Source organism: Pseudomonas sp. Irchel 3E19 (assembly GCF_900187585.1).
Taxonomy (GTDB): domain Bacteria; phylum Pseudomonadota; class Gammaproteobacteria; order Pseudomonadales; family Pseudomonadaceae; genus Aquipseudomonas; species Aquipseudomonas baetica.
Map to the genome: position 1 here is coordinate 1 of NZ_FYDT01000009.1, position 26,835 is coordinate 26,835.

Below are 26,835 nucleotides of genomic sequence, written 5' to 3' on the forward strand. Positions count from 1 at the left end.
GGGAACATCCCCAAATATCTCGCAGAGTTGCATGCCTCAGCCCCGCATTATGTCCTGCCACATCGACGCGAGGAGCGCATTTATCCTCGGGCAATCAGGCTCAAATCGCCGAAGTATCCGATCAAAAACAAAAATGCCAGTCAGCTTAACTGACTGGCATTAGGCTATCGCCCGGTTTTTTGTTGGCTGTGTGGCTTACCAGTCGTAAGACACTTCAACCGATGCAACACGCTCCTGGCCGTAGTAGCAACCGAACGAGTAGTTGCAGTCCGAAATGTACTCACGGTCGAAGATGTTCTGCACGTTCACGCTGGTTTGCACGCCGCGCAGGCTAGGCGACAGTTTGCCCATGTCGTAGCTGACGGTGGTGTCGTAGACAACGTACGACGGCACGTCGAACGAGTTGGCCGCATCCCCCGGTTTGCGCCCGGTGTAGCGAGCGCCCGCGCCGAAGGTCAGGCCGTTGAGCGATGCCTGGGTGAAGTGGTAGTTGGCCCAGACCAGTGCCGAGACCGGGGCCTGGGATTCGCTGCGATTGTCTTTGTTGCCGTAGGCGTCCTTGGTGTAGAACGAGTCGAGGTAGCTGGCGGCCGCCATCACGTCGACGTTGTTGAAGGTGGATTTGACTTCCAGTTCGACGCCGCGCGAGCGGATTTCACCGGTCTGGGCCGAATACTGTGGGTACTCGACGTCGCCGGTCAGCACGTTCTTCTGCTTGATCTGGAACACCGAGGCGGTGATCAGGGTCTGGTCGAACGGCTGGTACTTCACACCGATTTCGTACTGCTGGCCTTCGGTCGGCTCGAAGCCCTTGCCGCCACGCTCGGGCGCTGCAGTGCCGAGGGTTGGCAGGAACGATTCGGAGTAGCTGACATACGGCGCCAGGCCGAAGTCGGTGACGTAAGTCAGGCCCACGCGGCTGGTGAACTTGTGGTCACGCTTCTCTTCGACAGTCCGCGCCAGCAGGTCCTTGTTTTCCACTTCGGCCCAGTCCTGGCGGCCACCGATGGTCAGGATCCACTTGTCCAGTTTGATCTGGTCTTGCAGGTACACACCGGTCTGGCGAATGGTGTTGTCCCATTTGGTGTCCAGTTGCGGCGTCACGCTGCTGGTGTCGTAGTTGTTGTTCGCACCGTAGAGGTTGATCGGCAACACGTTGTAGGCGTTGTAGCCGTCGTACTTGCGGTTGAAGTGGCGATAGTCGACGCCCATCAGCGTCGTGTGTTCCAGCGCGCCGGTGTTGAATTTGTATTCCAGGTTGTTATCGATGGTGTACGCGGTGTTGTGCTGACGCCAGTCGAGTTTCACGCGGTTGGCCCGGGTGTAATCGGTCACGCCAGCATCATCGGTGACGAAGCTGCGCAGGTAGAAGCCCTTGTAGCGGTCACGTACGTCCGTATAGCGCGCGGTGGAACGATACTTCAAGTCATCGGTGAGGTTGTGGCTGAAGTCGTAGCCAAAGACGTACTGATCACGCTTGTAATCGTTGTATTTGGTGTCGCCGGAGAAAAACTCGCGGTCGATGCGCTCGCCGTTCGGGCCGCGCTTGAGCGAGCCGATCATCGGCAGCGCCTGATAGTCTTCCAGACCGTCGTCACGCTGGATCTGCGCAAGCAGGGTCAGCGAAGTGTCGTCGTTGGGTGTCCAGGTCAGGCTGGGCGCCAGCAACATGCGCTCGCTGTGCGTGTGATCGACCTGTTGGCCGCCTTTCTTGCCAACGCCGATGACGCGGTAGGTGAATTCTTTCTGATCGTCGATCGGGCCGCTGGTGTCGAACGCGCCGTTGACCCGGTCGTAGCTGCCGGCACCCAGTTTGACCTGGTTGCGCTGCTCGGTGGTCGGACGCTTGGAGACCATGTTGATGATGCCGCCCGGCTGGTTCTGGCCGTAGAGCACCGACGACGGGCCCTTGAGCACTTCGATTCGCTCGAGGGTGTACGGGTCGATTTGCGGTGCACCGCCCAGGCTGCCGGCGTAAGGCAGGTAAGCGCCGTCCAGGTACAGCGGGGTCGGCGCGAAGCCACGGCTGGTGATTTCGTCGGCGATGGCGTTGCGGTCGGTGAACCCGCCCACGTTCAGGCCGGGGGTGTAGCGCAGCGCTTGGGTCAGGTTGCGCGCGCCCTGGGTCTGTACTTGCTCGGCGGTGATAACGTTGATGGTCTGCGGGATTTCCAGAATCGGCGTGTCGGTCTTCGTGCCGGTGGCGCTGCGGGTGGCGACATAGCCATCGACCGGGCCATAGGCGGATTCAACGGCTTTGCCATTGATGGTGGTGGCGCCCAGTTCCAGCGAATCACCGGAAGAGCGCGCACGCAGAGTCACGGTGTTGTCTTGCACGGTGAACATGACGCCGGTCCCCACCAGCATCTGCGCCAGTGCCTGCGACGGCGATAAGCGGCCGCTCACGGCCTGGCTGCGCAGGCCCTGCACATCATCGGCGCTATACAGCACCTGCATGTTCGATTGTGTACCCAAGGCCTGAAGTGCGCTTGCCAGCGATTGTGCAGGGATATTGAGGTCGACTTCCTGAGCCTGTACATGCGCGCTGAACGGCAAGGCGAGTGCCAGGCTGAAGGCGGTGGCACTGAAGCCAGGTTGCAACATGCGACGCATGATCAGCGCCTTGGTAAAACGTGGTATCCCCGGAATTGCTGGCATGGTGTTTCACTCTTGCAGGTTTTTAATGGGTTGTAGTTGTTAGCGATTCTTAATTAGACGCACGACACTCAAAAAACCGGAATGAGAATTGTGGCTATTTACGCTGTTTGCAGCTCCGTGATCACTTTTCCCGCTTCCATGCGCACCAGTTGGTCGGCTATGTCGAAATAACGATCATCGTGGGAAATGACGATGATGGTCTTGCCCAGGCGCTTCAGATCGGGCAGCAGCTCGGTGTAGAAAATCCGTCTGAAGGTCGGGTCCTGATCGGCGGCCCACTCGTCGAAGACCAGCACCGGACGCTCCTCCAACCACGCATTGACCAATGCCAGCCGCTTGCGCTGGCCGGTCGACAGATCGGTGGTGGTGAACGAGCCGTCACGCACGCTGACCTTGTGCGCAATTTCCAGGCGTTGCAGGTATTGGTTGGCGTCTTCGGGAATATGCGTGTCGCCCTGCACCACGTCGTCGAACAGGTAGTAGTCGGCGAAAATCGTCGTGAACAATTGGCGGTAGTCGTCGCGGGTGAGGGCGGTGACCACTTGCCCGTTGAGGCGGATTTCACCCTGCTGCGGCGCGTAAAGTCCCAGCAGCAACTTGATCAGGGTGGTCTTGCCGCAGCCGTTTTCACCGACGATGAAAATGATGTCGCCCTGATCGATCTTCAGGTTCACCGGCCCCAGGCGGAACGGCGTGGCCCCTTCGACTGCCGGGAAGCTGTAGGCGACGTCGGTCAGTTCCAGGCTGAGCACCGGGGTTTTGCGGTTGCCCTGATCGCTGAGCAGCAGGTGCGGCTCTGGCGAGGAGAACTGCTCCGACAACTCGGCAATACGGCGGAAGGCGATCTGCGCGCGGCTGACAATCGGCAGCGTGCCGATCAGATGCTCCAGCGGTCCTTTCATGTACAGCAGCACCAGCACGAAGCCGCTCATCACCGCTTTGTCAGTGCTCGGCCAGAGTGACTGCAGGGCCAGCGCCAAACCGATCACGACAAAAAACAGCATTGAACCGAATGTTTTCGCGACCACGAAAATGTTCACCGAGCGAATCTGCGTGTCGCAAATCTTGTCGGCGGTGTGCTCGATACCCGAGACGAACATCCGGTGCCGGCGCGGACGATGAATGCGCAACTCCTTGGCACCTTCGGCAATCGCGTTGTAGTGCTTTTGCAGTTCGTCTTCGGAATCGCGGGCCTCCATGAACCCCTTGATGCCGTGGCCGCGAGCGATGTACTGAACAACAGTGCCGATGATGATCGCCACGACCATCATCAGAAACATCGGCCAAGACAGCATCGCCAGATAGCCCATGCAGCCCAGTGTCACGGTCAGGGAAATGGCCAGCGGCGCGAACGCAAAGGCGAAATCGCTGATGGTGTCGACATCGTGGGTCAGCACCGGAATCAGCCGGTGGCTGCGATAGCGTTCGATCTGTTCGATCGGCGCCGAGAGGACTTTTTCACCCAGCTCCTTGCGCAGCTTGGCAATGATTTTCTGGCCGACGTAGTTGGTACCGATGTCGGAAAAAATCGAACTGACCAGTGCCAGCAGGCACAACCCGGCGAATGCGGCGACCACGGTATTGGTCAGGCCGCCTTCGGCATGCAGGACATTGTTGATCGTCGCCAGCAGCACGGTAACGCTCAGGCCACCGATCATGCCCAGCAGGATCGAGCCGGCAACAATCAGACGAAAGGGTTTGAGCAGGGTGAACAATTCATTGATCACCCCGCGTGTTGGTTTGCTCATGGAGGTTCCCTGCTTGTAAGAACGACGAAGGCCGGCATCGGTGGCGGCCTTCACCTGGGTGACGTAGAGGGCGGGGGCACGTCGCTTTGGAGCGCGCCCACCTGTAAAACGACTGGAGGGGGGGTTAATTTAAGCGGCGTGGTCGTTACAGATCGCGGGCGACCCGGAAGCCGATCCAGTCGCCGCGATCACCGGGCACCAGTGCATTGCGGTTGCCGGAGCGGGAAAACACCGGAGCTTCACCCCAATCGTTGCCACGGATGCGCTTGAATTCACATTTGCCGGTCAACCAGGCACTGCCATCGCTCGGTGCGCCGACGTAGTTTTCGTTGTAGCAGTCGGCAGTCCATTCGTAGACGTTGCCGTGCATGTCGTACACGCCAAAGGCGTTCGGCGCGAAGCTGCCAGCCGGCGCGGTGAAGTTGTAGCCATCGGCAGCACCATAAGTATTGGCGTGTTTGGCGATGCTGTATTCCTTGCCTTCATCGAACGGGAAGGGGAACGGGCCGCTGGTGCCGCCACGGGCGGCGTATTCGCGCAGGGATTCGCTGACCAGGCGATATTGCTTGCCGGTCTTTTTCGATAGCCACGCGACATAGGCGTTGACCTCGGCAAAGTCCATGCACACGGCCGGGTGGCGGTCGGTGTATTGCTTGCGCGGATCACTGCCCTGGTAGTCCGGGATCCCGGCCTTGCAGGCGCGACCCGGGCGGTCATCGCCGTCAGGCATCTGGTAGCCCGTGTCTTTGAGGTAGGCGAACCATTCGCCCTTGAGCACTTGAAAACGGCTGATGGCCAAGGGTTTTGCGAACGTCACCGGGTGCATCGGGCCTTCGTCAGGCTCGCGGCCGACTTCGTCTTCCGGGGTGCCCATGGTGAAGGTACCGGTCGGTAGCACGACCATTTCCGGGCAATCCTTGCAGTCTTTGAATACTTTGCCCGGCGCGGGTGGTGTTGCGGCCTGAGCGGCGCTCGGCAACAGCCCGGCGGCGAGGGCGGCGAGCACCAGGGCAGGCAGGACTTTCAAGGAAAAACGAGGTAATTCACTGTTCATTTCGCGTCTCGCTAAAAGGAAAAAGGAATCGGCTTCACAGGGCCTGGTCGAGGATGTCCAGCAGGCGGTCGATCTGCGCTTCGCTGTTGAGCAAGCCGGGGGCGGTGCGGATCACCGGGCCGACATCGCGCGCCACGGCATCGGCAACCACGCGGTTGGCCATCAGGTGCGCGGCGATCTTGTCGCTGTCCTTGCCCTTGACCCGGAAGAAGGTGAAGCCTGCGGAAAATTCCGCACTCAACGGCGTCACCAGTTCGATCTGCGGGCGCTGCAACAGGCGTTTTTTCAGGTAACTGTTGAGCGCGTGAATGCGCGTCTGCACCTCGGCTTTGCCCAGTTGCAGGTGCAATTTGAACGCCTCGGTCAGCGCCCAGCGGTGTTCGAACGCGTGGTAACCGCCCGGTGTCATCGTCGTGGAAAAGTGCTCGGCCTCGGAGAAGGTCGGGATGATCGGCGTGACGTATTTCACTTCCGGCGTGCGGCTGCAAACGATGCCGGTGCCGCGCGGGCCGAACATCCATTTGTGCGTGCCGGCGATAAAGAAGTCGCAATTCATCGCCGGGAAACTCAGGTCTTCGACGCCAAAACCGTGCACACCGTCGACCACGTAAATGATCCGGTCGGCATCGCTGCGGCCGCGGTTGTGTTTGTCGACCAGCGCGCCGATGGCGCCGAGCGGCAATTTCACGCCACTGCCCGAATGCACCCAGCACATGCCGAGGACGCGGGTTTCAGGGCGAATGCTGCGGTCGATATTGGCCAGCAATTCTTTTTCACTGATCTTTTGCGGGTCGTCGAACAGGCGAATCTTGCGCACCTTGGTGCCTTCGCGTTCGCTGCGCAGTTCCAGAATCGTGTGCGTGGCGTAATGCTCGTGTTCGGTGGTGAGGATTTCCTGATCGGCGCGCACGTGCACGCCGCCATAGATCATCGTCAGGCCTTCGGTGGTGCTGCCGGTCAGTGCGATTTGCCTGGCATCGGCTTGCAGGTATTGGCCGGCCCAGACGCGCACATCGTGTTCGCGCTGTTCGATCACACCAACGCCCCAGTCCATCGCCAGCCCGGGGTTTTTATCGAGCGCGGCGCGGTGCATTTCAATCGCCTCGCGCACCGGTTTCGGGTGTGTGGTGATGAGGAAATTGGAGAAGTGCAGGTAGTCAGGATCCTGATTGAACAGCTGCTGCAAATGCGCCCACTTGTCGCGCGGCAACGCTGTGGCGGGCGCTGCGGGTGTGGCAGCGGCGACATTTGGCAGGCTCGCGCCCAGTGGCAGTGCCGCCGCGAGAACCCCGGCCTGCTTCAAGAAGTCACGACGGTTACTCATGGCTTGACCGCATCACGGGCAGTGGCCAGCGCCGGTTTGGCAGACTTCTCGACTTGATCCCAGACGCGCAGGAAGTTGCCGCCCCACAGCTTGGCAATGTCAGCTTCGGAGTAGCCGCGTGAAATCAGTTCGGCGGTGACGTTGCGGATTTCGCCGACGTTCTCCCAGCCTTTGACGCCGCCACCTTCGTTGAAGTCTGAGCTGATGCCGACGTGGTCGATGCCGATCTTGCGCACCGTGTAATCGATGGCGTCGCCCAAGTCCTTGAGGCTGGCTTTCGGCTCCTCTTCGAGGATGGCGTAAAGCTGGCCGGCGTATTCGCCGAACTTCTGCTCGGACCACGCGGCGATGATCGGGTCGCCCGGCATCAACGCCATGGCCAGGTTCGGCAGCGGCGGCAGGTCGTAGCGTTTGCGCAGTTCGTTGAGCTTGTCCTGGGTGCCTTGGGTCAGCGGGCGCAGGTACTGCGAGAAACCGACGATCTGCACCACGCCACCGCTGTTCTTGATCAGTTGCAATTCCTTGTCGCTGAGGTTGCGCGGGATATCCACCATCGCCCGTGGTGCCGAGTGCGACGCCACCAAAGGTGTGCGGCTCAGTTGCGCGACCTGCTCAAGGGCCTTGGTCGACATCTGCGAGACATCGATGATCACGCCAAGGTCGTTGAGGCGCTTGACCGCTTGCTTGCCCAGATCCGACAGGCCATCGAGGGCGTCCGGCGAATCATTGAAAAACGGCAGCGGCCGCGACGAGTCAGCCCAGTCGTTGTTGCCGATGTAGCTGAAGCCAAACATGCGCATGCCGCGCGCCGTCCACAAATCCAGCAGGTTGAGGTCGTGGCCGAGCGGATAGGCGTTGAGCATGCTGATGAAAATCGCAAACTTGCCTTCGCCGTGCAGGCGACGGAAGTCGGCAGGGGTGTAGGCGATCCCGACCTGGTTGGGAAAGTCGCGCACCATGCCGGAAATGATCTTGTAGCGGATTTCCTGCTGATTGCGCGCTTCGTCGACGAAACCGGCGGTAGGTTTGTGCGGCGCGTTGGCACCGTTCCAGATTTCCGGCCAGCCGAAAATCGTCAGCGCCGCACCGGACAGGCGACCTCGGTTGGCTTTGACCAGGTCAAACTGGCCACTGCCGTCTTTGTCGACTTCGTTACCGGTGGTGCCGAAATCCTGGGTGACGGTGATGTGACTGTCGAACGAGAGCATGTGTTCGTGCAGCGCTTCGGCCTGCTGCATGACCTTGTGCGGATAGCCGGGATTGTCCTTGAACCAGATATCCCAGACCGCGAAAGCGGCGCTGGCGCTGATCGCCAGAGCCAGCGGCAGGCCAATGAAAAGAGCCTTTTTCGAACGTGGTTTTGTCATTGCCATCTCAGTCAGGTTCGCCGTCGAGGTACAGGCGCAGAGGCCTTTGCTATCTGGGAAGAACGAGTGGATGGCCGTGGAATTTAGGTCGCCGGGTTAAAAGATCGCAGCCTTCGGCAGCTCCTACAGGGATATACATTCCATGTAGGAGCTGCCGAAGGCTGCGATCTTTTCAAACCCACATAAATTTACCCGCGCAGCAAACGTTCTAGCTTGGATAAAGCCTGCTTCATGGCTGACACAGGTAGGGCAATGAGGATTTCTCGACGATGGTTCATGGCAGGCCTGGCGTTGACCGGTGCTGCCGTACCTGCGGCTTATTTCGGGCACCGTGAATGGACGAAGCCTGACCCGACGATCACTCCGGGTGAGGCGTCGTTCGATGTCGCTGACGTGGCCGGGCAGCGCCTGGCCAACGCCTTGCGCGGGGTCTGGAAGATCCGCTTCGTTGGCACTGACGCCGGCCTGGATGGCTTGCCGGCGCAGGGGCTGGAAGTGTTTCTCGACATCGGCCAGAAGGGCCGGGGCGTGAACGGCTTTCTCGACACCGCCGAGCGTTTGCGCAGTGACGAAACACCTCGTTACCGAATTCTTGGCGATCTGGCCGGGGCAGAGGCTGCGAAACTCAGTTGGCGTTTGCTCGGTACTGACGGACGCGTCGATTACGAACTGAACATGATCCTCGACGAGGTCTGGGCCGATTTCGGCAACGCTGGCAGTGGCACGCTCAGCGGCACGGTGCAGCGTCTCGACCGGGCGTTGGCTTTGCCGGCCGAGGACAATCGCTTCATTGCAGTGAAGTGCCTGTTTCCCGAAGCGCGTCAACGCACCCCGCTGAATGCGCCGTTGCTGGCGTGGCTGGTGTCGCCGGAACATCGTCTGTTCCATCAGGTCTGGCACGCCACCCGTGACAAGTGGCACACCCTGTCCGAGGACAAGCGCAACGCCTTGCGCGGGCTTGGCTGGCAGCCCGGACCGCGTGACAAGGAGCGTGACGCCCGTGGCGTGCACAAGGATCGTAACGGCTCCGGTATCGATTTCTTTTTCATGCACCGGCACATGCTCGGCACGGCACGCTCGATGATGGATCTGCCGTCGTGGCAGTTCTTTCCATTGCCGCAACCGGAGTTGATCCGCGATCGCCAGGGCTTCGCGCGCTACTTCGACAACCACGATGGCACGGCGCTGCCGCCAACGTGGCTGGCGGCTGAAGATGATGAATACACCCAGTGGGTCAGCGACCTGAAAACCGCCGAGACCTATCAAAGCAATTTTGAAGTCTGGGAATCGCAGTACCGTGATCCGCAGTATCTGTCGAAATTGACCTTGGGCCAGTTCGGCTCGGAAGTGGAGCTCGGCCTGCACGACTGGCTGCATATGCGCTGGGCGTCGGTGCCGCGCGACCCTTCCAACGGTCAGCCGGTGCCTATGGCGCGGGATCTGGACGACTTTGCCGCGCGCTGGTTCGCCCCGGAAAACGACTTTCTCGGCGACCCGTTCTCCTCCCATGTGAATCCGGTGTTCTGGCATTTCCATGGCTGGATCGATGATCGCATCGAAGATTGGTTCCGGGCGCACGAGCGCTTTCATCCCGGTCAGGTCACGCGCCTTGAGGTCAACGGTGTGAAGTGGTTTGCGCCGGGCCGCTGGGTCGAGGTCGCAGATCCGTGGCTGGGGCCGGACACCCACGGTTGCAGCATCACGCCGGGTTTGCAGGTGGGCCGGTCGGTGGAAATGGATCCGGAAACCATGAAGCTGGCGCTGCGCATCACCTTCGGCGAAGACGAAAAGAAACTCGCCAACCTGTTCCGCCGCGTGCCGCAACGCCCGTGGTATGCGCGCAATCTCAAGCCGAAACAGACCTCGGTCTGAGACCGCGCCACCGTTCTTCGCGAGCAGGCTCGCTCCCACAGGGTTTGATGGTGTACACAGAAATTGTGTTGCATCCAAAACCTGTGGGAGCTGGCTTGCCAGCGATAGCGGTGCATCAGGCGCCATCTGTGGTTGCTGGTCTGACGCCATCGCTGGCGAGCCAGGCTCCCACAGGGTTTTTGTGTTGGTCGCAGATTGTGGCAACACCACCGATCATTGTGGGAGCGAGCTTGCTCGCGAAAGCGGTTTGACTGGCGATGACGTTACAGCGCCTGCCACCCACCTCCAAGCGCCTTGTACAAGGCAATGCTCGCCTGCACTCGCGACAACCGTAGCTGCACATTCAAATCCTGCGCCGCATACAGCGTGCGTTGGGTTTCCAGCACGGTCAGCAAATCTTCGGCGCCCGCCTGATAACGGCTCTGGGCAATGTTGAACGCAGTCTGCGCCTGATTCAGTTCTTCGCTCTGCCACTGGCGTTGTTCATCGAGGCCGCGAATGCTGTTGAGGGCTTTCTCGACGTCGGCAAACCCGTTGATGGTCGCACCGCGATAGCTCTGCAGCAGTTCTTCCTGACGCGCGGTGGCCTTGTCGCGCTCAGCGCTCAGGCGGCCGTTGTTGAAGACCGGTGCGAGCAGGCCGGCGGTCAGGTTGTAGAAAGGGCTGCGGATCAAGTCGTCAAACTGGTTGGCCCCCGAGCCTATCTGCGCTGTCAGGGTGACGGTGGGCAGCATGGCGGCGCGGGCGACTTTGACGTCGGCCCGGGCGGCGGCCAGTTGCGCTTCGGCGCGGGCAATGTCGGGGCGGCGGGTGAGCAAATCGCTGGGCACGCCACTGCCAATCCCCGGCCATTGCAGGCGATCGAACGATTCCTGGTTGGCCGCCAACTGCTGTACCGGTTGGCCGAGCAGGGCGGCGAGGCTGATCAGAGCGTCCTGCGCCTGTTGTTGCACCAGCGGCAATTGCCGTTGCTGGGCCGCGACCAGGCTTTTCTGTTGTGCCAGTTCCAGTGCGGTGGCCGAACCCGAATCAAACCGCGTCTGCACCAGTTTCAGCACGCTCTGCGCGTTGGCCAGATTCAGTTCGGCGATGCGGCTCTGCTCGCGCAACGACAGGGTTTGCGCATACGTGCTGGCGACGCTGCTGAGCAGGGTCAGTTCAACGGTCGCCCGATCGAACTCGCTGGCCTGCAATGCAAATCGCGCACTGTCGCGGGAGGCGCGTTTGCCGCCCCAGAAATCGATTTCATACGTGGCGCTCAAGTTGGCATCGAAGTAGTCCACAGCCTTATTACTGCTGTCGGCATCGAGCTGGCTGTAGCCATTGCCACGCAACAGTTTCTGCCGATTGGCATTGAGCCCGGCCTTGACCTCTGGAAGCAACGAGCCGCCGGCAATCACCGTGCTGGCCTGCGCCTGGCGCACTCGGGCAACCGCCGCGGCAAGGTCGAAGCTGCCGACACGCGCCTGTTCGATCAAACGATCCAGTTGCGGGCTGCCGAACTGCGTCCACCACTGCGGGTCGTTGCGAGTGATGCTCGCGTGGTGCGGCGATTGCCAGGCAGCAGGCGCTTGCACGCCACTGTCCGGGCGCTGCACGGGACTGCCGCAGGCGCTGAGGATCAGGCAAACGGTCAACAAACTGAGGCGCGGTTTCATAGATCGATCATTCACTGGTAAGGGCCGTGACCGGGTCGAGCCGGGCAGCTTTGCGGGCCGGCATGAAGCCGAAGACAACACCGGTCCCAAGGGCGCAACCGAAGGCGCCGAGCACCGCGATCAACGAAAACGCCACGGCGACTTCGCTGAGGATCAAGACGCCGCCGACGATCAGCGCCAGGGCGATCCCGGCGATGCCGCCGACCACCGAGAGCATCACGGCTTCGGTGAGGAACTGGCGCAGGATGTCGCGCTGACGCGCACCTGTGGCCATGCGGATACCGATCTCGCGGGTCCGTTCACGCACGGTCATCAGCATGATGTTCATCACGCCGATACCGCCGACCAGCAGCGAAATCGCGGCAATCGAACCGAGCATCAGTGACAGGGTGTTTTGCGTGCGCGCCTCGGCCTGGATCATTGCGGCGTTGTTGGTCAGCTCGAAATCCTTTTTGCCGTTGTGCAGGCGCAGCATCAGCTGTTCGATGGCGTACTCGGCTTCCTTGACCTTGCGTGCATCGGCAGCGGCAATCGCTACGTATTCAGGATCGCGCGTGCCGAACAGGCGCACGCTGGCTGCCGAATAAGGCACGGCGATGCGGTCGTCACTGTCGGAATCACCGGAGCTCGCGCCTTTTTCCGCCAAGACGCCGACGACCTGAAAGGGCACGTTCTCGATCAGGATGTATTGGCCGATCGGGTTGGCGACGTCCTTGAGCAGTTTGTTGCGGACTTTGTGGCCGATCACGGCCACGGCGGAGGCATTCTGTTCGTCCTTCTCGGTGAAGTAGCTGCCCTGAACCACTGGCCAGTTGAAGATGGCCGGGAAGTTGGTGTCATTGCCGCCGACGTAACTCAAGTGGTCGACATTGCCGTAGCGCACGCCGGCTTCGGCGCCGATGACCGGCATGATCCGTTGCACTTGCGGCAGGCTCGCTACCGCGCGGACGTCGTCCAGCGTGATGATTCCCGGCGGTGTGCGCGGGTTCGGTGCCGAGCCGCTGAGATACAGAATGTTGGAGCCGAACGCGCCCATTTGCGCCATGACCTGACGCTTGCTGCCTTCGCCGACCGCCAGCATCACCACCACCGAGGCCACGCCGATGATGATGCCGAGCAGGGTCAGCGCGGTGCGGAAGCGATTGATCCACATCACTCGCCACGCCGCGTGCAAGGCGTCGACCAGCTCGCCTTTCCAGGCGCCGGTGGCTTCGGCACCCTCGGCCAGACGCTTGCGCAGATCGACCGCTTGCAGAGCGCCGGGGTTGGCGCTGGTCTGGGCCTGGGGATTGTCCTTTGCGCTGTCGCTGATGATCAGGCCGTCGCGGATTTCGATGATGCGTTTGGCTCGAGCCGCCACTTCGCGATCGTGGGTGATGAGGATCACCACATGGCCCTGGCTCGCCAGCTCGTCGAGCAGCGCCATGACTTCTTTGCCGCTGTGGCTGTCGAGGGCACCGGTCGGTTCGTCGGCCAGAATGATGTGGCCGCCGTTCATCAAGGCGCGGGCAATCGACACCCGTTGTTGCTGACCGCCGGAGAGTTGATGGGGGCGGTTGCCGGTGCGTGAGGCGAGACCGAGACGGTCGAGCAGGGCGGCGGCGCGGGCATGGCGCTCGGCGGCGGGCGTGCCGGCATAGATTGCCGGCATTTCGACGTTTTCCTGGGCCGAGCCGGACGGAATCAGGTGGTAACCCTGAAACACAAAACCGAAGGCTTCGCGGCGCAGCCACGCCAGTTCATCGCTGTCGAGGCCGGCGACGTTTTCCCCGGCGAAACGGTATTCACCGGACGTCGGTCGGTCGAGGCAACCGAGGATGTTCATCAGCGTCGATTTGCCGGAACCGGAGGCACCGACAATCGCCACGAATTCGCCGGCGTGGATCGACAGGTCGATGCCGCGCAATACATGAACTTCAGGCGCGTCGCCGCCGCCATAGGATTTGCGGATGTCCTGCAGGTCGATCAGGGGCGTTTGCATTTAACCCCCGTTGCCGTCAGCCGGGCCGATCAGCAGGTGATCACCCTCACTCAGGCCATCGAGAATCTGCACCTTGAGCCGGTCACTGATACCCGTATGCACCTCGCGAGACTCGATCTTGCCATTGGCGGCAACCACCTGCGCGGTCTGCAGGTCGGCTTTGTCGCTGCCTTGCAGGGCCGCCACCGGGGCGGTGAGGACATCCTTGGCCTGATTGGCGACGAAGAACACCTGGGTGGTCATCTGCGCCATCAGTGCGTTGTCGCCGTTATCGACGTCGAGCAAAACCGTGTAAAGCACGACGCGGGCGCTACCGCTTTTGCTGCTGGCCGGGCTGCCGCCGCCCTGGCTGGTCTGATCGAGCGGCTTTGGCGGCACCGGCAGGATTTGCCGCACCGTGCTGCTCCAGCGCCGGTTGCCGCCGCTGAGGGTAGTGAAATAAGCGGTCATGCCCGGTTTGACATGGCCGATATCCGCCTCGGAAACCTCGGCCCAAACGGTCATCGGCGACAGCTTGGCGATGCGCAGAATCAACGGTGTCTGCTGTTGTGCGTTGAGGGTCTGGCCTTCGCGGGCATCGAGGGCGACCACGGTGCCGGCCATGGGCGCATAGATCCGCGTGTAACCGAGCTCGGCCTGATCGCTGCGCAGGCTGGCTTCGGCCTGACGGATCTGCGCCTGGAACATGTCGATGCGTGCTTGCGTGGCTTTCAGTTCGGCGCGAGCGGTCTGTACGTCCTCTTCACGGGTTGCGCCACCGGCGGCGAGGTTTTGCTGGCGCTGATATTTTTGTTGCGCCAGTTCATGTTGGGCGCGTTGTTCCTGCAATTGCGCCTTGAGGTTCTCGATCGAGAAGCGGCCGGCGTCGAGCTTGGCCTTTTGCGTCGATGGATCGATTTCCACCAGCAATTGGCCTTCCTTGACCACATCGCCGACTTCAACATGGATTTTCTGAATCTGGCCGGAGGCCTGCGCACCGACATCGACGTAACGGCGTGGTTGTAACGTGCCGAGTGCGGTGACGCTGCTTTCGATATCGCCACGGCTCACTTGCACGGTGGCGAACTGATCCCGGCCCGGCGGCAGCATTTGCCACGCGGTATAGCCGACAACAGGGATCAGACAGAGGACTACGAGCAGGGCGCGTCGGGCGGGGCGGGGACGTTTCATGCAGGGTTCCGGCCAGTGGAAATCGGCCCGTCGTTCGGCTGGCACACAGTTTCGGGCAGCGCTGAACGCTGTCGCAGGGCGCGACAGACACGGGGAGCTGTCCTGTAAACGTTGCAAGGGCGGGGGAATTTAAGTGCGGAAACACGAAGTTACAGCTGTAGCGCACGACTATTTGTCGGTCAACGGCAAACACCACTTTAAATCTATATGAGAATTACTATAAATTACGCGCCTCAAGTTGCCACTATCTTGCTACTGCGTTTTGCGCCGTCGTAAATCGGTGTGCTCAAGGACACAAACCGCATTTCGCGGCCGGGAGTCATGTTGGAAAACTACTATCGCGAGCTGGTGTGTTTCCTGAACGCCAGGCTCGGCAACCGTCAGGTTGCCGAAGATGTGGTGCATGACGCCTATGTGCGGGTGCTGGAGCGCTCCAGCGGCACGCCGATCGAGCAACCCCGAGCCTTCCTCTATCGGACCGCGTTGAATCTGGTTATCGATGACCATCGCCGCAACGCCCTGCGCCAGGTCGAACCGCTGGAAGTGCTCGACAATGAAGAGCGCTATTTCACTCCGTCGCCTCACAGCAGTCTCGATCATGGCCAGCGCCTAGCGATGCTCCAGCGTGCGTTGGCCGAGTTGTCACCGCTGTGCCGCGAAAGTTTTCTGCTGCGCAAGATCGAGGGTCTGTCGCACCCGGAAATCGCTGAGCAACTCGGCATTTCCAAGGCTTTGGTGGAAAAGTACATCGTCAACGCCATGAAACATTGCCGCCTGCGCATCAAACAATGGGATGCCCATTGAGCCGTCTGCGTTAAATTTTATTTCACTGTCCTCGTTCCTACTCAACAGACGACCTGCTGTCCTGCTCAAGGCCGGTCAGGTCACTTAGGCTCTCCTTGCCCCTTGTTGAGGGGTTCATCCAGAGGACACTGGAAATGACACAGGCAATTGCATCGCCCATCGTTCACGACCTGATCGGCGTCGGTTTCGGCCCTTCGAACCTGGCGCTGGCCATCGCCCTGCAAGAGCGCGGCCCGACGCAGGGTGAGCTGGATGTGCTGTTCCTCGACAAGCAAGCCGACTACAGCTGGCACGGTAATACCCTGTCGACCCAGAGCGAGTTGCAGATTTCCTTCCTCAAGGATCTGGTGACCCTGCGCAATCCGACCAGCCCCTATTCGTTCGTCAATTACCTGAAGTACCACGGCCGTCTGGTCGACTTCATCAACCTCGGCACCTTCTACCCGTGCCGCATGGAGTACAACGATTACCTGCGCTGGGTCGCCGGGCAGTTCACCGAGCAGAGCCGTTACGGCGAAGAAGTGCTGACCATCGAGCCGGTGCTGCACAACCATCAGGTTGAAGCGCTACGTGTGATTTCCCGCGACAGCCAGGGGCTGCAACATGTGCGCACAACCCGTTCGGTGGTAGTGAGTGCCGGTGGCACGCCGCGAATTCCGGAGGCGTTCAAGGCGCTGAAGGGCGACGCCCGCGTGTTCCACCACTCGCAGTACCTGTCGCAAATGGCCAAGCAGCCGTGCGTGAACAATCAGCCGATGAGCATCGCGATCATCGGTGGTGGGCAAAGCGCGGCTGAAGCCTTTATCGACCTGAACGATTCGTTCCCGTCGGTGCAGGTCGACATGATCCTGCGCGGCTCGGCCCTCAAGCCAGCTGACGACAGCCCGTTCGTCAACGAAGTGTTCTCGCCGGAGTTCACCGATCTGGTGTTCCAGCAGAACAGCGCCGAGCGTGAGCGTCTGGTCAACGAGTACCACAACACCAACTATTCGGTGGTGGACATCGATTTGATCGAGCGCATCTACGGCATCTTCTACCGCCAGAAGGTCTCCGGGATTGCCCGTCATGCGTTTCGCACCCTGACCACCGTCGAGAGCGCCACCGCCACCGAAAACGGCATCGAACTGGCCGTGCGCAACAACGCCACCGGCGAAGTCACTGTGCGCAACTACGACGCCGTGGTCCTGGCCACCGGTTACGAGCGGCAGATGCACCGCAAACTGCTGGCACCGCTGGAAGAATACCTGGGTGACTTCGAAGTCGATCGCAATTACAAAATGATCACCGACGAGCGCTGCAAGGCCGGCATCTACATGCAGGGCTTCTGCCAGGCCAGCCATGGCCTGAGTGACACGCTGCTGTCGGTGTTGCCGATTCGTGCCGATGAAATTGCCGGCTCGCTGTATGAGCATGGCAAGCACCGTGGGCATCGTTCGATGGCCGATTTACTGCTGGCGACTGCCAGCTAAGTTCAGCGGCGCCTGACCGGCCGCCTTCGCGAGCAAGCCCGCTCCCACAATGGTTCTGTGTACGCAGGACAAAATGTGGGAGCGGGCTTGCTCGCGAAGGGGCCATCAAAAGCACCATAAAATCTGAATCCTGAACCTTGCAGGCTCGCTGTATGAGCATTGCAAGCACCGTGGGCATCGTTCGATGGCCGATTTACTGCTGGCGACTGCCAGCTAAGTTCAGCGGCGCCTGACCGGCCGCCTTCGCGAGCAAGCCCGATCCCACAATGGTTCTGTGTACGCAGGACAAAATGTGGGAGCGGGCTTGCTCGCGAAGGGGCCATCAAAAGCACCATAAAATCTGAATCCTGAACCTTGCCGGCTCGCTGTAGGAGCATGGCAAGCACCGTGGCCATCGATCGATGGTCGATTTACTGCTGGCGACTGCCAGCTAAGTTCAGCGGCGCCTGACCGGTCGCCTTCGCGAGCAAGCCCGATCCCACAATGGTTCTGTGTACGCAGGACAAAATGTGGGAGCGGGCTTGCTCGCGAAGAGGCCATTTAAAGCATCACAAAATCTGAATCCTGAACCCTTCCTGAACATCCCCCACATTCCCCGACACACCTCCTTTTGCGGGTTTACTCTCCAGACATCGGGGCGTAAGCTTCGCGCGTTTTCATCAATAGCGGAGACCCACAGTGGGTACTTGTTCGAGTGACAGTTGTCGGCCGGTCTCGGTAACCGGCAGATTCTCGGCAAGATAACGCGCCTCTTTTGTGCCGTTGTCTCGCCGTAACAGCGAGCAGCGGCATCCCGTGCATGGCCAATCCCTGGTCATGCCCCCGACGTCCTTCTCATCGACACTGAAAGCGTGTGATTTCGACTTTATCGTCGTGATCGCAGCCCTATCGACACGCCTGTCTTTTCTGACCGGCGCGCCAAGCCTTGCCGTGTCGGTTTTTCCGGCGGACGAGGCGCGGTCGTACCTGCTTGACGGTTTCCCGGCTGACCATAGGGGCAACAGCCATGAAACTTACGCTCAAGGAATTTTTCGCAGGCTTTCTGCGTAACCGCCACATCGCCCGGCACTTCCGTCGCCTGGCCTTGCTGGAAACCATCAACGACACCACGGTCAGCCGTGAAGTCCCGCCAACCCTGGCCAACACGCTGGTCGATGCCGCGCATTGCGACAGCGGTGTGCTGCTGTCTTCAATAGGAACTCACGCCGAAGGCCTGACCGATTTCGAAGTCGATGCCCTGCGCGCGCAATACGGCCTGAACGAAGTCGAACACGAGCAACCGCTGCCATGGTGGATCCACCTGTGGCACTGCTACAAAAACCCGTTCAACCTGCTGCTGACCTTGCTGGCGCTGATCTCGTGGCTGACCGAAGACCTCAAGGCCGCCGTGGTGATTTTCTCCATGGTGGTGCTGTCGACGCTGCTGCGCTTCTGGCAGGAAAGCAAATCCAATCAGGCCGCCGATGCGCTGAAGGCGATGGTCAGCAACACCGCCACGGTGATGCGCCGTGACGCACCGCGCAGCGAGTTGCCGATCAAGCAATTGGTGCCCGGCGATCTGATCGTGTTGTCGGCCGGCGATATGATTCCCGCCGATTGCCGCGTGCTCAACGCCAAAGACCTGTTCGTGAGTCAAGCGGCGATGACCGGCGAATCGATGCCGGTAGAGAAGTTTGCGCGGCAGGCCGATCGCGACACGCGCAATCCGCTGGAGCTGGACAACATCCTGTTCATGGGCACCAACGTTGTGTCCGGGACGGCGGTGGCGGTGATTCTCACCACGGGCAACAGCACCTATTTCGGAGCCCTGGCCCAGCGTGTCGGCGCTACTGATCGTGCAGTGACGTCGTTCCAGCTAGGCGTGAACAAAGTCAGCTGGCTGTTGATCCGCTTCATGTTCGTCATGGCGCCGCTGGTGCTGTTCATCAACGGTTTCACCAAAGGCGACTGGACCGAAGCGCTGCTGTTCGCGCTGTCGATTGCCGTGGGCCTGACCCCGGAAATGCTGCCGATGATCGTCACCTCGACGTTGGCCAAAGGCGCAGTGTTTCTGTCGCGCAAGAAAGTCATCGTCAAACGCCTCGACGCGATCCAGAACTTCGGCGCCATGGACGTGCTGTGCACCGACAAGACCGGCACCCTGACCCAGGACAAGATTTTCCTCGCGCGTAATGTCGATGTCTGGGGTGAAGACTCCGACGACGTGCTGGAAATGGCTTACCTCAACAGCTATTACCAGACTGGCCTGAAAAACCTGCTCGACGTCGCGGTTCTGGAGCACGTGGAAGTACACCGTGAACTGAAAGTCGGCACGGCCTTTCGCAAGGTCGATGAGATCCCGTTCGACTTCAATCGTCGGCGCATGTCGGTGGTGGTCGAAGGCCACGGCCAGCCGCATCAACTGATCTGCAAAGGCGCGGTGGAAGAAGTGCTGGCGGTGTGCAGTCGCGTGCGTCACGGCGACGTCGATGAAGCCTTGAGCGATGAATTGCTGACCCGGATTCGTCAGGTCACCGCAGCATTCAACGCTGAAGGCTTGCGCGTGGTGGCCGTGGCCGCCCGCTCGATGCCAGAGGGTCGCGACACCTACAGCCTGGCGGATGAGCAGGAGCTGACGCTGATCGGTTACGTGGCGTTTCTCGATCCACCGAAAGAAAGCACCGCGCCAGCGCTCAAGGCCTTGGCCGAGCATGGCGTGGCGGTAAAAGTGCTGACCGGCGACAACGAGTTGGTGACCGCGAAAATCTGCCGCGAAGTCGGGCTCGCGCAACAAGGCCTGTTGTTGGGCAACGACGTCGAGCGCATGAGCGATGCTGAACTGGCGGTGGCCGTGGAAACTACCAACGTCTTTGCCAAACTGACGCCGTCGCACAAGGAACGCATCGTGCGCATCCTCAAGGGCAACGGCCATGTGGTCGGTTTTATGGGCGACGGCATCAACGATGCGCCGGCGCTGCGTACCGCCGACATCGGTATTTCCGTGGACAGCGCGGTGGACATCGCCAAAGAGGCAGCCGACATCATCCTCCTGGAAAAGAGCCTGATGGTGCTGGAGGAGGGCGTGCTCGAAGGGCGCCGGACCTTCGCCAACATGCTCAAGTACATCAAGATGACCGCCAGCTCGAACTTCGGCAACGTGTTCTCGGTGCTGGTGGCCAGTGCGTTCATTCCGTTCCTGCCGATGCTGCCGATGCACCTGCTGGTGCAGAACCTGCTCTACGACATTTCGCAGATTGCGATTCCGTTCGATAACGTCGACGAGGAAATGCTGAAAAAGCCGCAGCGCTGGCAGCCGGGCGATGTCGGGCGCTTCATGCTGTTTTTCGGCCCGATCAGTTCGATCTTCGACATCACTACGTTCGCCTTGATGTGGTACGTGTTTGATGCCAACACCCCGGATCACCAGACCCTGTTCCAGTCCGGCTGGTTCGTGGTGGGATTGCTGACCCAGACGCTGATCGTGCACATGATCCGCACGCCGAAGATTCCGTTCCTGCAAAGCCGTGCAGCCCTGCCGCTGCTGGTAATGACGGGGATCATCATGGCGGTCGGTATCTTCCTGCCAATGGGCCCGCTGGCGCACTACTTCAAATTGCAGGCGCTGCCATCGCTGTACTTCGTGTTTTTGCCGGTGATCCTGCTGGCGTACATGGCGCTGACTCAGGCGGTTAAAGGTTTCTACATCCGCCGGTTCGGCTGGCAATAACGGCAGTACAACGCTGCTCCCCCCTGTGGGAGCGGGCTTGCTCGCGAAGACGTCGTGTCAGTTGCTTTTATGTTGGCTGACACACCGCTTTCGCGAGCAGGCTCGCTCCCACAGGGGATTGGTATGTTTTCAAGGACAAGACTATGCAAGCCATCAACAACCTCAACATCACCTCGCTGCTCGACACCCTGGTCAGCCTCAGCGCCGCGTTCATTCTCGGTGGCCTGATCGGCTTCGAACGCCAGTACCGGCAACGCACCGCCGGCCTGCGCACCAATGTGCTGGTCGCCGTTGGCGCGGCAATTTTCGTCGACATGGCCAACCGTCTCGCCGGCGCTGAAGGCGCGGTGCGCGTGGTTGCCTACGTGGTGTCCGGTATCGGTTTTCTCGGCGCCGGCGTAATCATGCGCGAAGAAGGCAATGTGCGTGGCCTCAACACTGCCGCGACCCTGTGGACTTCCGCCGCCGTCGGTGCCTGCGCGGGTGCTGATCTGCTCGCCGAAGCGGTGCTCGGCACACTGTTCATCCTTGCCGCCAACACCTTGCTGCGGCCGATCGTCAACAACATCAACCGCCAGCCGCTGGACGTGGTCTCGGCGGAAGTCACCAACATCGTTTACGTGATCGCCCGGCGCTCACAGCAAAAAGCCGTGTTCGCCTTGCTTGAAGCGGAGCTGGAACGCAGCAATTACCCGGCCAGCGATGTCGACGTACATGCCTTCGGCGCCGATGAAATCGAGATCGAAGCGACGCTGGCAACCACCTCGGTTGATGGTGATGAGCTGGATGCACTGGTGGCGCGGATCTCGACGTCATCGCTTGTGGTGCAGGCGTTCTGGAGTCCGAGTACCACTGAGTAAGCTTTCCCGGGAAATTTCCCAAGGTGCTGTTCTTGGCAAATTTCGGGGATTTACCAAATGTTTTTAAGAATATTCCTACATAGGTTCTACAAACATTTGTTTAGTGTGCTCAGTACATTTTTCTGACGCTGTTTATACCGATGTCCTACAAATGCTGGCGGTTCCTGATTGTCGAAGAGAACAGCATTGTGCAAACCAGAATCGCGAAGACCTTGACCCAGCTTGGTTGTCGGGATCTCACGCCAGTCGGTTCGTTTCGAGAATTGCTGGCTCTGACGCACTACTCTCACGACCCGTTTCTATATTTCGATCTGATGATTATCAACGGCGAACTGTTGGCCACTATGGGCGTCGATCCGGTGCGCTTCTTTCAGAGCAACAAGCAAATTCGCCAAGGGGTGATCCACGATCTGCGCCGTGGTCAGCCACAACCCGAAACGATTTACGCCAACGCTCGCCGCCAATTGAGTCTGATCCGTACGCCGGATCGACAGACGCTTGGCGCCTTGCTGGAACAGCTCGTGGTTTAGGTGCTTTCCGATGAAGGTCAATCATTGACGTTTGCCCTTTGGAGGCGGTGGTTACGGCCCGTGAAGCGTCGGTGTACGAAGCCTTTGCGGATCAGCAGACCTCGGAGGAATCACCGGTTTTTTAGGAAAAGTCCTACAGAATCAGCTTTCAAGCTTGCGTAGTCTTGCCCACCCAGAAACCGTGACCACCAGGAGATTGAGCATGATCAATAAAGCCCTGCGTATCCTGATCGCCGACCCGCAGCATTTTCACCGGATGAAAATCGAGCGTCTGTTCAATGGCCTCGATTACTACCGCGTTGCGCCGGTGCAGAACCTCGCCGAGCTGTTGAACCTGGTGGATTACGGCGGCGAACCGTTCGACGTGGTGGTCATCAACGCCGAACTGGCCACCGGCGCGCTGGATCTATTGGGGTTCTTCCTCGATAACCCACAGGTGCGTCACGCGTTGATTTACAACGAACCCTCGGCGCCATTACAGGTGACTTCAGGTTTCGCTCAGGACAATGTGCAGATCAGTCATGCGTCATTGCCGAATGCGCAGTCCATCAAACACTTGATGGCCGTGGTCGATGTGCCCACGCAACACTTCTGGTCGGGCGTCTGGCATGAGCCCACCCTGCAACGTCGAGCGAATGCATAAATATTCATTTGGTGCAACTGTCAGATCTGACAGGTGATGTATTTCCATTTCCGTGCAACAGTCATTGCGCAGCCAATGTATGCGGGTCGTCCGTATCCATGGTGCCATCGTCAAGTATATGCCTGGGAGTGGTCATGAGTTCAGCGCTGATCGCCGACGATCATCCGGCGGTGCGTGCCGCCGTCAGAATTGTTTTGCTAGCCGAGAGATTCACAGAAATTCACGAAGCCTCCAACGGCGAGCAAGCGATGTCGCTGATTCGCGAACATCGGCCACGCCTGGTGGTGCTGGATCTCAATTTACCGGGGAAAAGCGGTCTCGAGTTCATCCCGCGCATCAAGGCTGATTATCCCGACTGTCTGATACTGGTATTCACGTCGTACCCGCCAGAGCACTGCCAGGAGCGCTGCATACGTGCTGGCGCCAGGGCGTACGTAGCCAAAAGTAATAGTCTGGAGCAGTTGTACAAGGCCATACAGGCAGTAAAGTCCGGGCATTGCTATTTCAGCGCTCTGCCGGACAATATTCACAGCTTGAGCTCAGCGCAGGTGACGGAAACACAGCTGCTCGAGCAGCTTTCCGATCGTGAGATGACCATACTTGTGCATTTGGCAGAGGGCGAGCCGAACAAGATGATTGCCGCTCGCTTGAATCTGAGCCACAAAACGGTCAGCACTTACAAGACTCGTCTGATGGCCAAGCTGGGGCTCAAGTCACTGATGATGGTGCGCGAGTATGCCAAGCGTAACGGTCTGATCCGCGAGGTCTGACATGGCGCGGTGTCGATTCGTTTTCCTGCTGCTGATGATGTTCGGCTCGTGGGTCAGTGCCAGCGATGAGCCGGTCATTCTCGAGGTGCTCAGCCGCACTCGCCCGGATGCCTTGATTCGTCTCGATGGGCAGGATCAGCAATGGCTGCGCGAACATCCACTGTTGCGCGTTGGCATCTCCGGTCCCGACTATCCACCCTTCGAATTGACGCGCAACCGGCATGAGCTGGAAGGGCTGACCGCTGATTACGCCGATCTGATCGCGCAGTTGCTCGACGTCCCGATTCAGGTGCAGCGCTACGTCGACCGCAATGCTGCGCTGATGGCGCTCAAACGTGGTGAGCTGGACCTGCTGGGCACGTCGAACAACTTTGAAAGCGCCGACCCTGCATTGATCCTGTCGCGAGCCTACGCCGAAGACCAGCCAATGCTGGTGACCCGACTCGATGAAACGTTGCCGGCGGAACTGGCGGGCAAGTGCCTGTCGATGGCCGACGATTATTTGCCGCTGCCCATGGTTCGGGCGCTCTACCCTCAAGCCACTGTGCAACAGCACAGCTCGGCGATGGATGCCCTCGGTGCGGTGGCGTTCGGCGCCTGTGACGTTTATCTGGGCGATTACATCAGCGCCAATTACCTGATCAACACCAATTATCGCAACGACCTGCAGTTGGCCGGGCCTTCGGGCCTGGATGCCAACCCGTTCGGGTTTGCCTTGTTGCGTAGCGATGTGCGGCTCAAGCGTCTGGTCGACAAGGCATTGATGGCGATTGCGATGGAGCAGCGCCAGCTTATCGAGCAACGCTGGAGTGCCGGTCGGGCCGAGATGGCCGTTCAATCGCAGATGCAACTGAGTGCCAGTGAACAGCGCTGGCTGTCCGAGCATCCGACGGTGCGAGTCGGTGTCATCGAGGACCTCGCGCCGCTGACGTTTTTTGATGCCAACGGCAATCTTCACGGGCTTTCTGCGCAACTGCTCAACCTGATCAGTCAACACAGCGGGTTGAACTTCAAGTTCATCCGTGGACGTTCCCTCGACCAGCAGATCGCTCAGCTCAAGATCGGTGAGCTTGACGTCTTGCCAGTGGTGACGCCGAGCAGCGAGCGCGAAGCCGAACTGCAATTCAGCCGGGCCTATGTCAGCAATCCGTTCGTGCTGGTCGGTAAGAACACGACGGACAGTCCGCGCACGCTCGATGATCTGGCCGGCAAGCGCCTGGCGATTTATCGTGGCCATCCTTTGCACGGGTTTGTGCAGCAGCGCGTACCTGAAATACGCATTATCGAGGTCAGCAGCCCCGCCGATGGCATGGAGAAGATCATCAAAGGTCAGGCTGACGCGACGGTCAGTTCGTTGCTGGTCGCACGTTATCTGATCGGTCGCCACTACCGCGAGCGCCTGCGCATTACCAGCACCGTCGGTGATCAACCGGCCCTTATCGCTTTGGCCTCCGCTCCGCAGGCCACGGCGCTGCATTCGATTCTGAACAAGGCATTGCTGAGCATCGCGCCGCAGCAGATGGACGAACTGGTCGAGCGCTGGAGCCATGACGTCGTGACCGAAGAGAGCTATTGGCTGCGTCATCGCGGCGAGATTCTGCTTGGCTTTGCTGGCGCGGCGGGGTTACTGCTGTTGGCGCTGCTCTGGATCGTTTTCCAGCGCCGGCAGATTCGTCAACGTCAGCGATGGCTGCAGCAACTGCAGGAAGCCAAAGACGTGGCCGACGATGCCAATCGGGCCAAAACAACGTTCCTGGCGACCATGAGCCATGAAATTCGTACCCCCATGAGTGCCTTGATCGGCATGCTCGAATTAGCCTTGAAACGTGCTGAGGAGGGCGTCACCGATCGCCTGGCCATTCAGGTGGCGTCCAATGCCGGGCAGCAATTGCTGGCACTGATCGGCGATATTCTCGACATCGCCCGGATTGAGTCGGGGCACCTTTCCCTTGCCCCGGAACGGGCCAATCTGCGCGAGCTGGTGACGTCGGTATGCCGGGTGTTTGAGGGGCTGGCGCGGCAGAAGCGGTTGCTGTGGCACATCAATCTCGATGCGCGCAGTGACGTCGACGTATTGATTGATCCGACGCGCTTCAAGCAAGTGCTGTCGAACCTGTTGAGCAACGCGATCAAGTTCACCGAGGAGGGCGAGGTGAGCCTGCGGCTTGCGGTGAGCGCAACGTCAGCCGAGCGGCTGGCCTTGACAGTGGTCATCGAGGACAGCGGGATCGGGATCAGCGCGCAGGATCGACAACGCTTGTTCAGCCCGTTCGTGCAGGCAGGCAATCATGGGCAATCGGGGCGCAGCGGTTCCGGATTGGGCCTGGCGATCAGTCGCAGTCTGTGCGAAATGATGGGCGGCACGTTGCGGCTCGACAGCGAGCCGGGTCACGGTACGCAAGTCGAAGTCAGACTTGAGTTACCGTTGCTGGTCGCTCTTTCGCAACCCCCTTCACCCTCGGAAACGCTGATCGTTGCTGCGCCAGCGTTGGATATTCTGGTGGTCGACGATAACCCCGTGAACCGTTTGTTGCTGTGCTGGCAGTTGAGTGAGCTGGGCCATCGCACGGTCGCCACCGAGGACGGCCATGAGGGCCTGGAGCGCTGGCGGACTGAGACGTTCGATGTGGTGATCACCGACTGCAACATGCCTCGGCGCAACGGTTATGAACTGACCCGGGCGATTCGTGACGAAGAAGCCACGAGTGGCCGGGCGTCTTGTCTGATTCTCGGGTTTACCGCCAATGCGCAGGTCGAGGAGCGGGTTCGCTGTCTCGATGCCGGCATGGATGAATGCCTGTTCAAGCCGATCCGCCTGGATGATCTTCAGCAGGCGTTGAGTGGCGCAGGCCATTGTCAGCGTGTGTTCCACCCGATTGTGGAGGTTGCCCTGAGCGAACTCGACCTGAGCACGCTGGAGCAGATGGCCGGCAATAACCACGCGCTGATCGCACATCTGCGTAAAGAAGTCTTGGGTAGCCTGCGCAGCGACCTGCGTCGTCTTGACGATTTGCACAGCGGACACGACCGCGCAGCACTGCGCGATCTGGCCCATCACATCAAAGGTGGTGCGCAGATGGTCGGTGCCGCACGGGTGGTGGGCGCCTGCGCCGAACTGGAGCAGGCTTGCCGTGCCAGCGAAGTCGATGCTGTCGTGACAGCGATCGAGGCGCTAGGCGAAAGCCTGCACAGTCTCGCGCGGCATCTTGAGGTTTAACCGA

General features: G+C 60.1%; 17 protein-coding genes. 9 read left to right on the top strand and 8 right to left on the bottom strand.

The window, feature by feature from the left end:
* Positions 1 to 195: 195 nt before the first annotated feature.
* From CKW18_RS07830 to pvdM, 5 genes are all read right to left on the bottom strand, one after another.
* Positions 196 to 2,658 (bottom strand): TonB-dependent siderophore receptor, encoded by a 2,463-nt coding sequence (locus tag CKW18_RS07830; protein WP_095188315.1) that lies wholly within the window; start codon positions 2,656 to 2,658, stop codon positions 196 to 198.
* A gap of 98 nt (positions 2,659 to 2,756) precedes the next feature.
* Positions 2,757 to 4,406 (bottom strand): cyclic peptide export ABC transporter, encoded by a 1,650-nt coding sequence (locus CKW18_RS07835; protein ID WP_095188316.1) that lies wholly within the window; start codon positions 4,404 to 4,406, stop codon positions 2,757 to 2,759.
* A 145-nt stretch (positions 4,407 to 4,551) separates the two neighbouring features.
* Positions 4,552 to 5,460, bottom strand: a complete 909-nt coding sequence (locus CKW18_RS07840) for a formylglycine-generating enzyme family protein (RefSeq protein WP_095188317.1) — start codon at positions 5,458 to 5,460, stop codon at positions 4,552 to 4,554.
* A gap of 34 nt (positions 5,461 to 5,494) precedes the next feature.
* Positions 5,495 to 6,784, bottom strand: coding sequence for an aminotransferase class V-fold PLP-dependent enzyme (locus CKW18_RS07845; protein WP_095188318.1), 1,290 nt, complete (start codon positions 6,782 to 6,784; stop codon positions 5,495 to 5,497).
* Positions 6,781 to 8,151, bottom strand: a complete 1,371-nt coding sequence (gene pvdM, locus CKW18_RS07850) for a pyoverdine-tailoring dipeptidase-like protein PvdM (RefSeq protein ID WP_095188319.1) — start codon at positions 8,149 to 8,151, stop codon at positions 6,781 to 6,783. The genes CKW18_RS07845 and pvdM overlap by 4 nt, the downstream gene beginning before the upstream one ends.
* 252 nt (positions 8,152 to 8,403) lie before the next feature.
* On the opposite strand from pvdM, the gene CKW18_RS07855 reads away from it, so the two are divergent.
* Positions 8,404 to 10,023, top strand: a complete 1,620-nt coding sequence (locus CKW18_RS07855) for a PvdJ/PvdD/PvdP-like protein (protein ID WP_095188320.1) — start codon at positions 8,404 to 8,406, stop codon at positions 10,021 to 10,023.
* Positions 10,024 to 10,286: 263 nt separating this feature from the next.
* Here CKW18_RS07855 and CKW18_RS07860 read toward each other — a convergent pair whose 3' ends face one another.
* From CKW18_RS07860 to CKW18_RS07870, 3 genes are read right to left on the bottom strand one after another with little or no spacing between them, the layout of a single operon-like run.
* Positions 10,287 to 11,681, bottom strand: coding sequence for an efflux transporter outer membrane subunit (locus CKW18_RS07860; RefSeq protein WP_095188321.1), 1,395 nt, complete (start codon positions 11,679 to 11,681; stop codon positions 10,287 to 10,289).
* A gap of 7 nt (positions 11,682 to 11,688) precedes the next feature.
* Positions 11,689 to 13,662 (bottom strand): MacB family efflux pump subunit, encoded by a 1,974-nt coding sequence (locus CKW18_RS07865; RefSeq protein WP_095188322.1) that lies wholly within the window; start codon positions 13,660 to 13,662, stop codon positions 11,689 to 11,691.
* The gene (locus tag CKW18_RS07870) at positions 13,663 to 14,832 is read right to left on the bottom strand and encodes an efflux RND transporter periplasmic adaptor subunit (RefSeq protein ID WP_095188323.1); all 1,170 of its coding nucleotides are present in this window, start codon (positions 14,830 to 14,832) and stop codon (positions 13,663 to 13,665) included.
* Positions 14,833 to 15,153: 321 nt separating this feature from the next.
* Between CKW18_RS07870 and CKW18_RS07875 the strand changes: the two genes are divergently transcribed.
* From CKW18_RS07875 to CKW18_RS07910, 8 genes are all read left to right on the top strand, one after another.
* The gene (locus tag CKW18_RS07875) at positions 15,154 to 15,636 is read left to right on the top strand and encodes a sigma-70 family RNA polymerase sigma factor (protein WP_095188324.1); all 483 of its coding nucleotides are present in this window, start codon (positions 15,154 to 15,156) and stop codon (positions 15,634 to 15,636) included.
* A gap of 134 nt (positions 15,637 to 15,770) precedes the next feature.
* Positions 15,771 to 17,105 carry a lysine N(6)-hydroxylase/L-ornithine N(5)-oxygenase family protein gene (locus CKW18_RS07880; protein WP_095188325.1) on the top strand — a complete coding sequence of 445 codons (1,335 nt, stop codon included), beginning with the start codon at positions 15,771 to 15,773 and terminating at the stop codon, positions 17,103 to 17,105.
* Between the two features lie 1,006 nt (positions 17,106 to 18,111).
* Positions 18,112 to 20,811 (top strand): magnesium-translocating P-type ATPase, encoded by a 2,700-nt coding sequence (mgtA, locus tag CKW18_RS07885; protein WP_095188326.1) that lies wholly within the window; start codon positions 18,112 to 18,114, stop codon positions 20,809 to 20,811.
* Positions 20,812 to 20,954: 143 nt separating this feature from the next.
* Complete coding sequence (locus CKW18_RS07890) at positions 20,955 to 21,671, top strand: MgtC/SapB family protein (RefSeq protein WP_095188327.1); 717 nt, start codon at positions 20,955 to 20,957, stop codon at positions 21,669 to 21,671.
* Between the two features lie 188 nt (positions 21,672 to 21,859).
* Positions 21,860 to 22,201, top strand: coding sequence for a hypothetical protein (locus CKW18_RS07895; RefSeq protein WP_256586909.1), 342 nt, complete (start codon positions 21,860 to 21,862; stop codon positions 22,199 to 22,201).
* A 202-nt stretch (positions 22,202 to 22,403) separates the two neighbouring features.
* On the top strand, positions 22,404 to 22,844 hold the full coding sequence (locus CKW18_RS07900) for a chemotaxis protein CheY (protein ID WP_095188329.1): 441 nt from the start codon (positions 22,404 to 22,406) through the stop codon (positions 22,842 to 22,844).
* Between the two features lie 134 nt (positions 22,845 to 22,978).
* The gene (locus CKW18_RS07905) at positions 22,979 to 23,614 is read left to right on the top strand and encodes a response regulator transcription factor (RefSeq protein ID WP_095188330.1); all 636 of its coding nucleotides are present in this window, start codon (positions 22,979 to 22,981) and stop codon (positions 23,612 to 23,614) included.
* Between the two features lies 1 nt (position 23,615).
* The gene (locus CKW18_RS07910; RefSeq protein ID WP_095188331.1) at positions 23,616 to 26,831 is read left to right on the top strand and encodes an ATP-binding protein; all 3,216 of its coding nucleotides are present in this window, start codon (positions 23,616 to 23,618) and stop codon (positions 26,829 to 26,831) included.
* Positions 26,832 to 26,835: the final 4 nt, after the last annotated feature.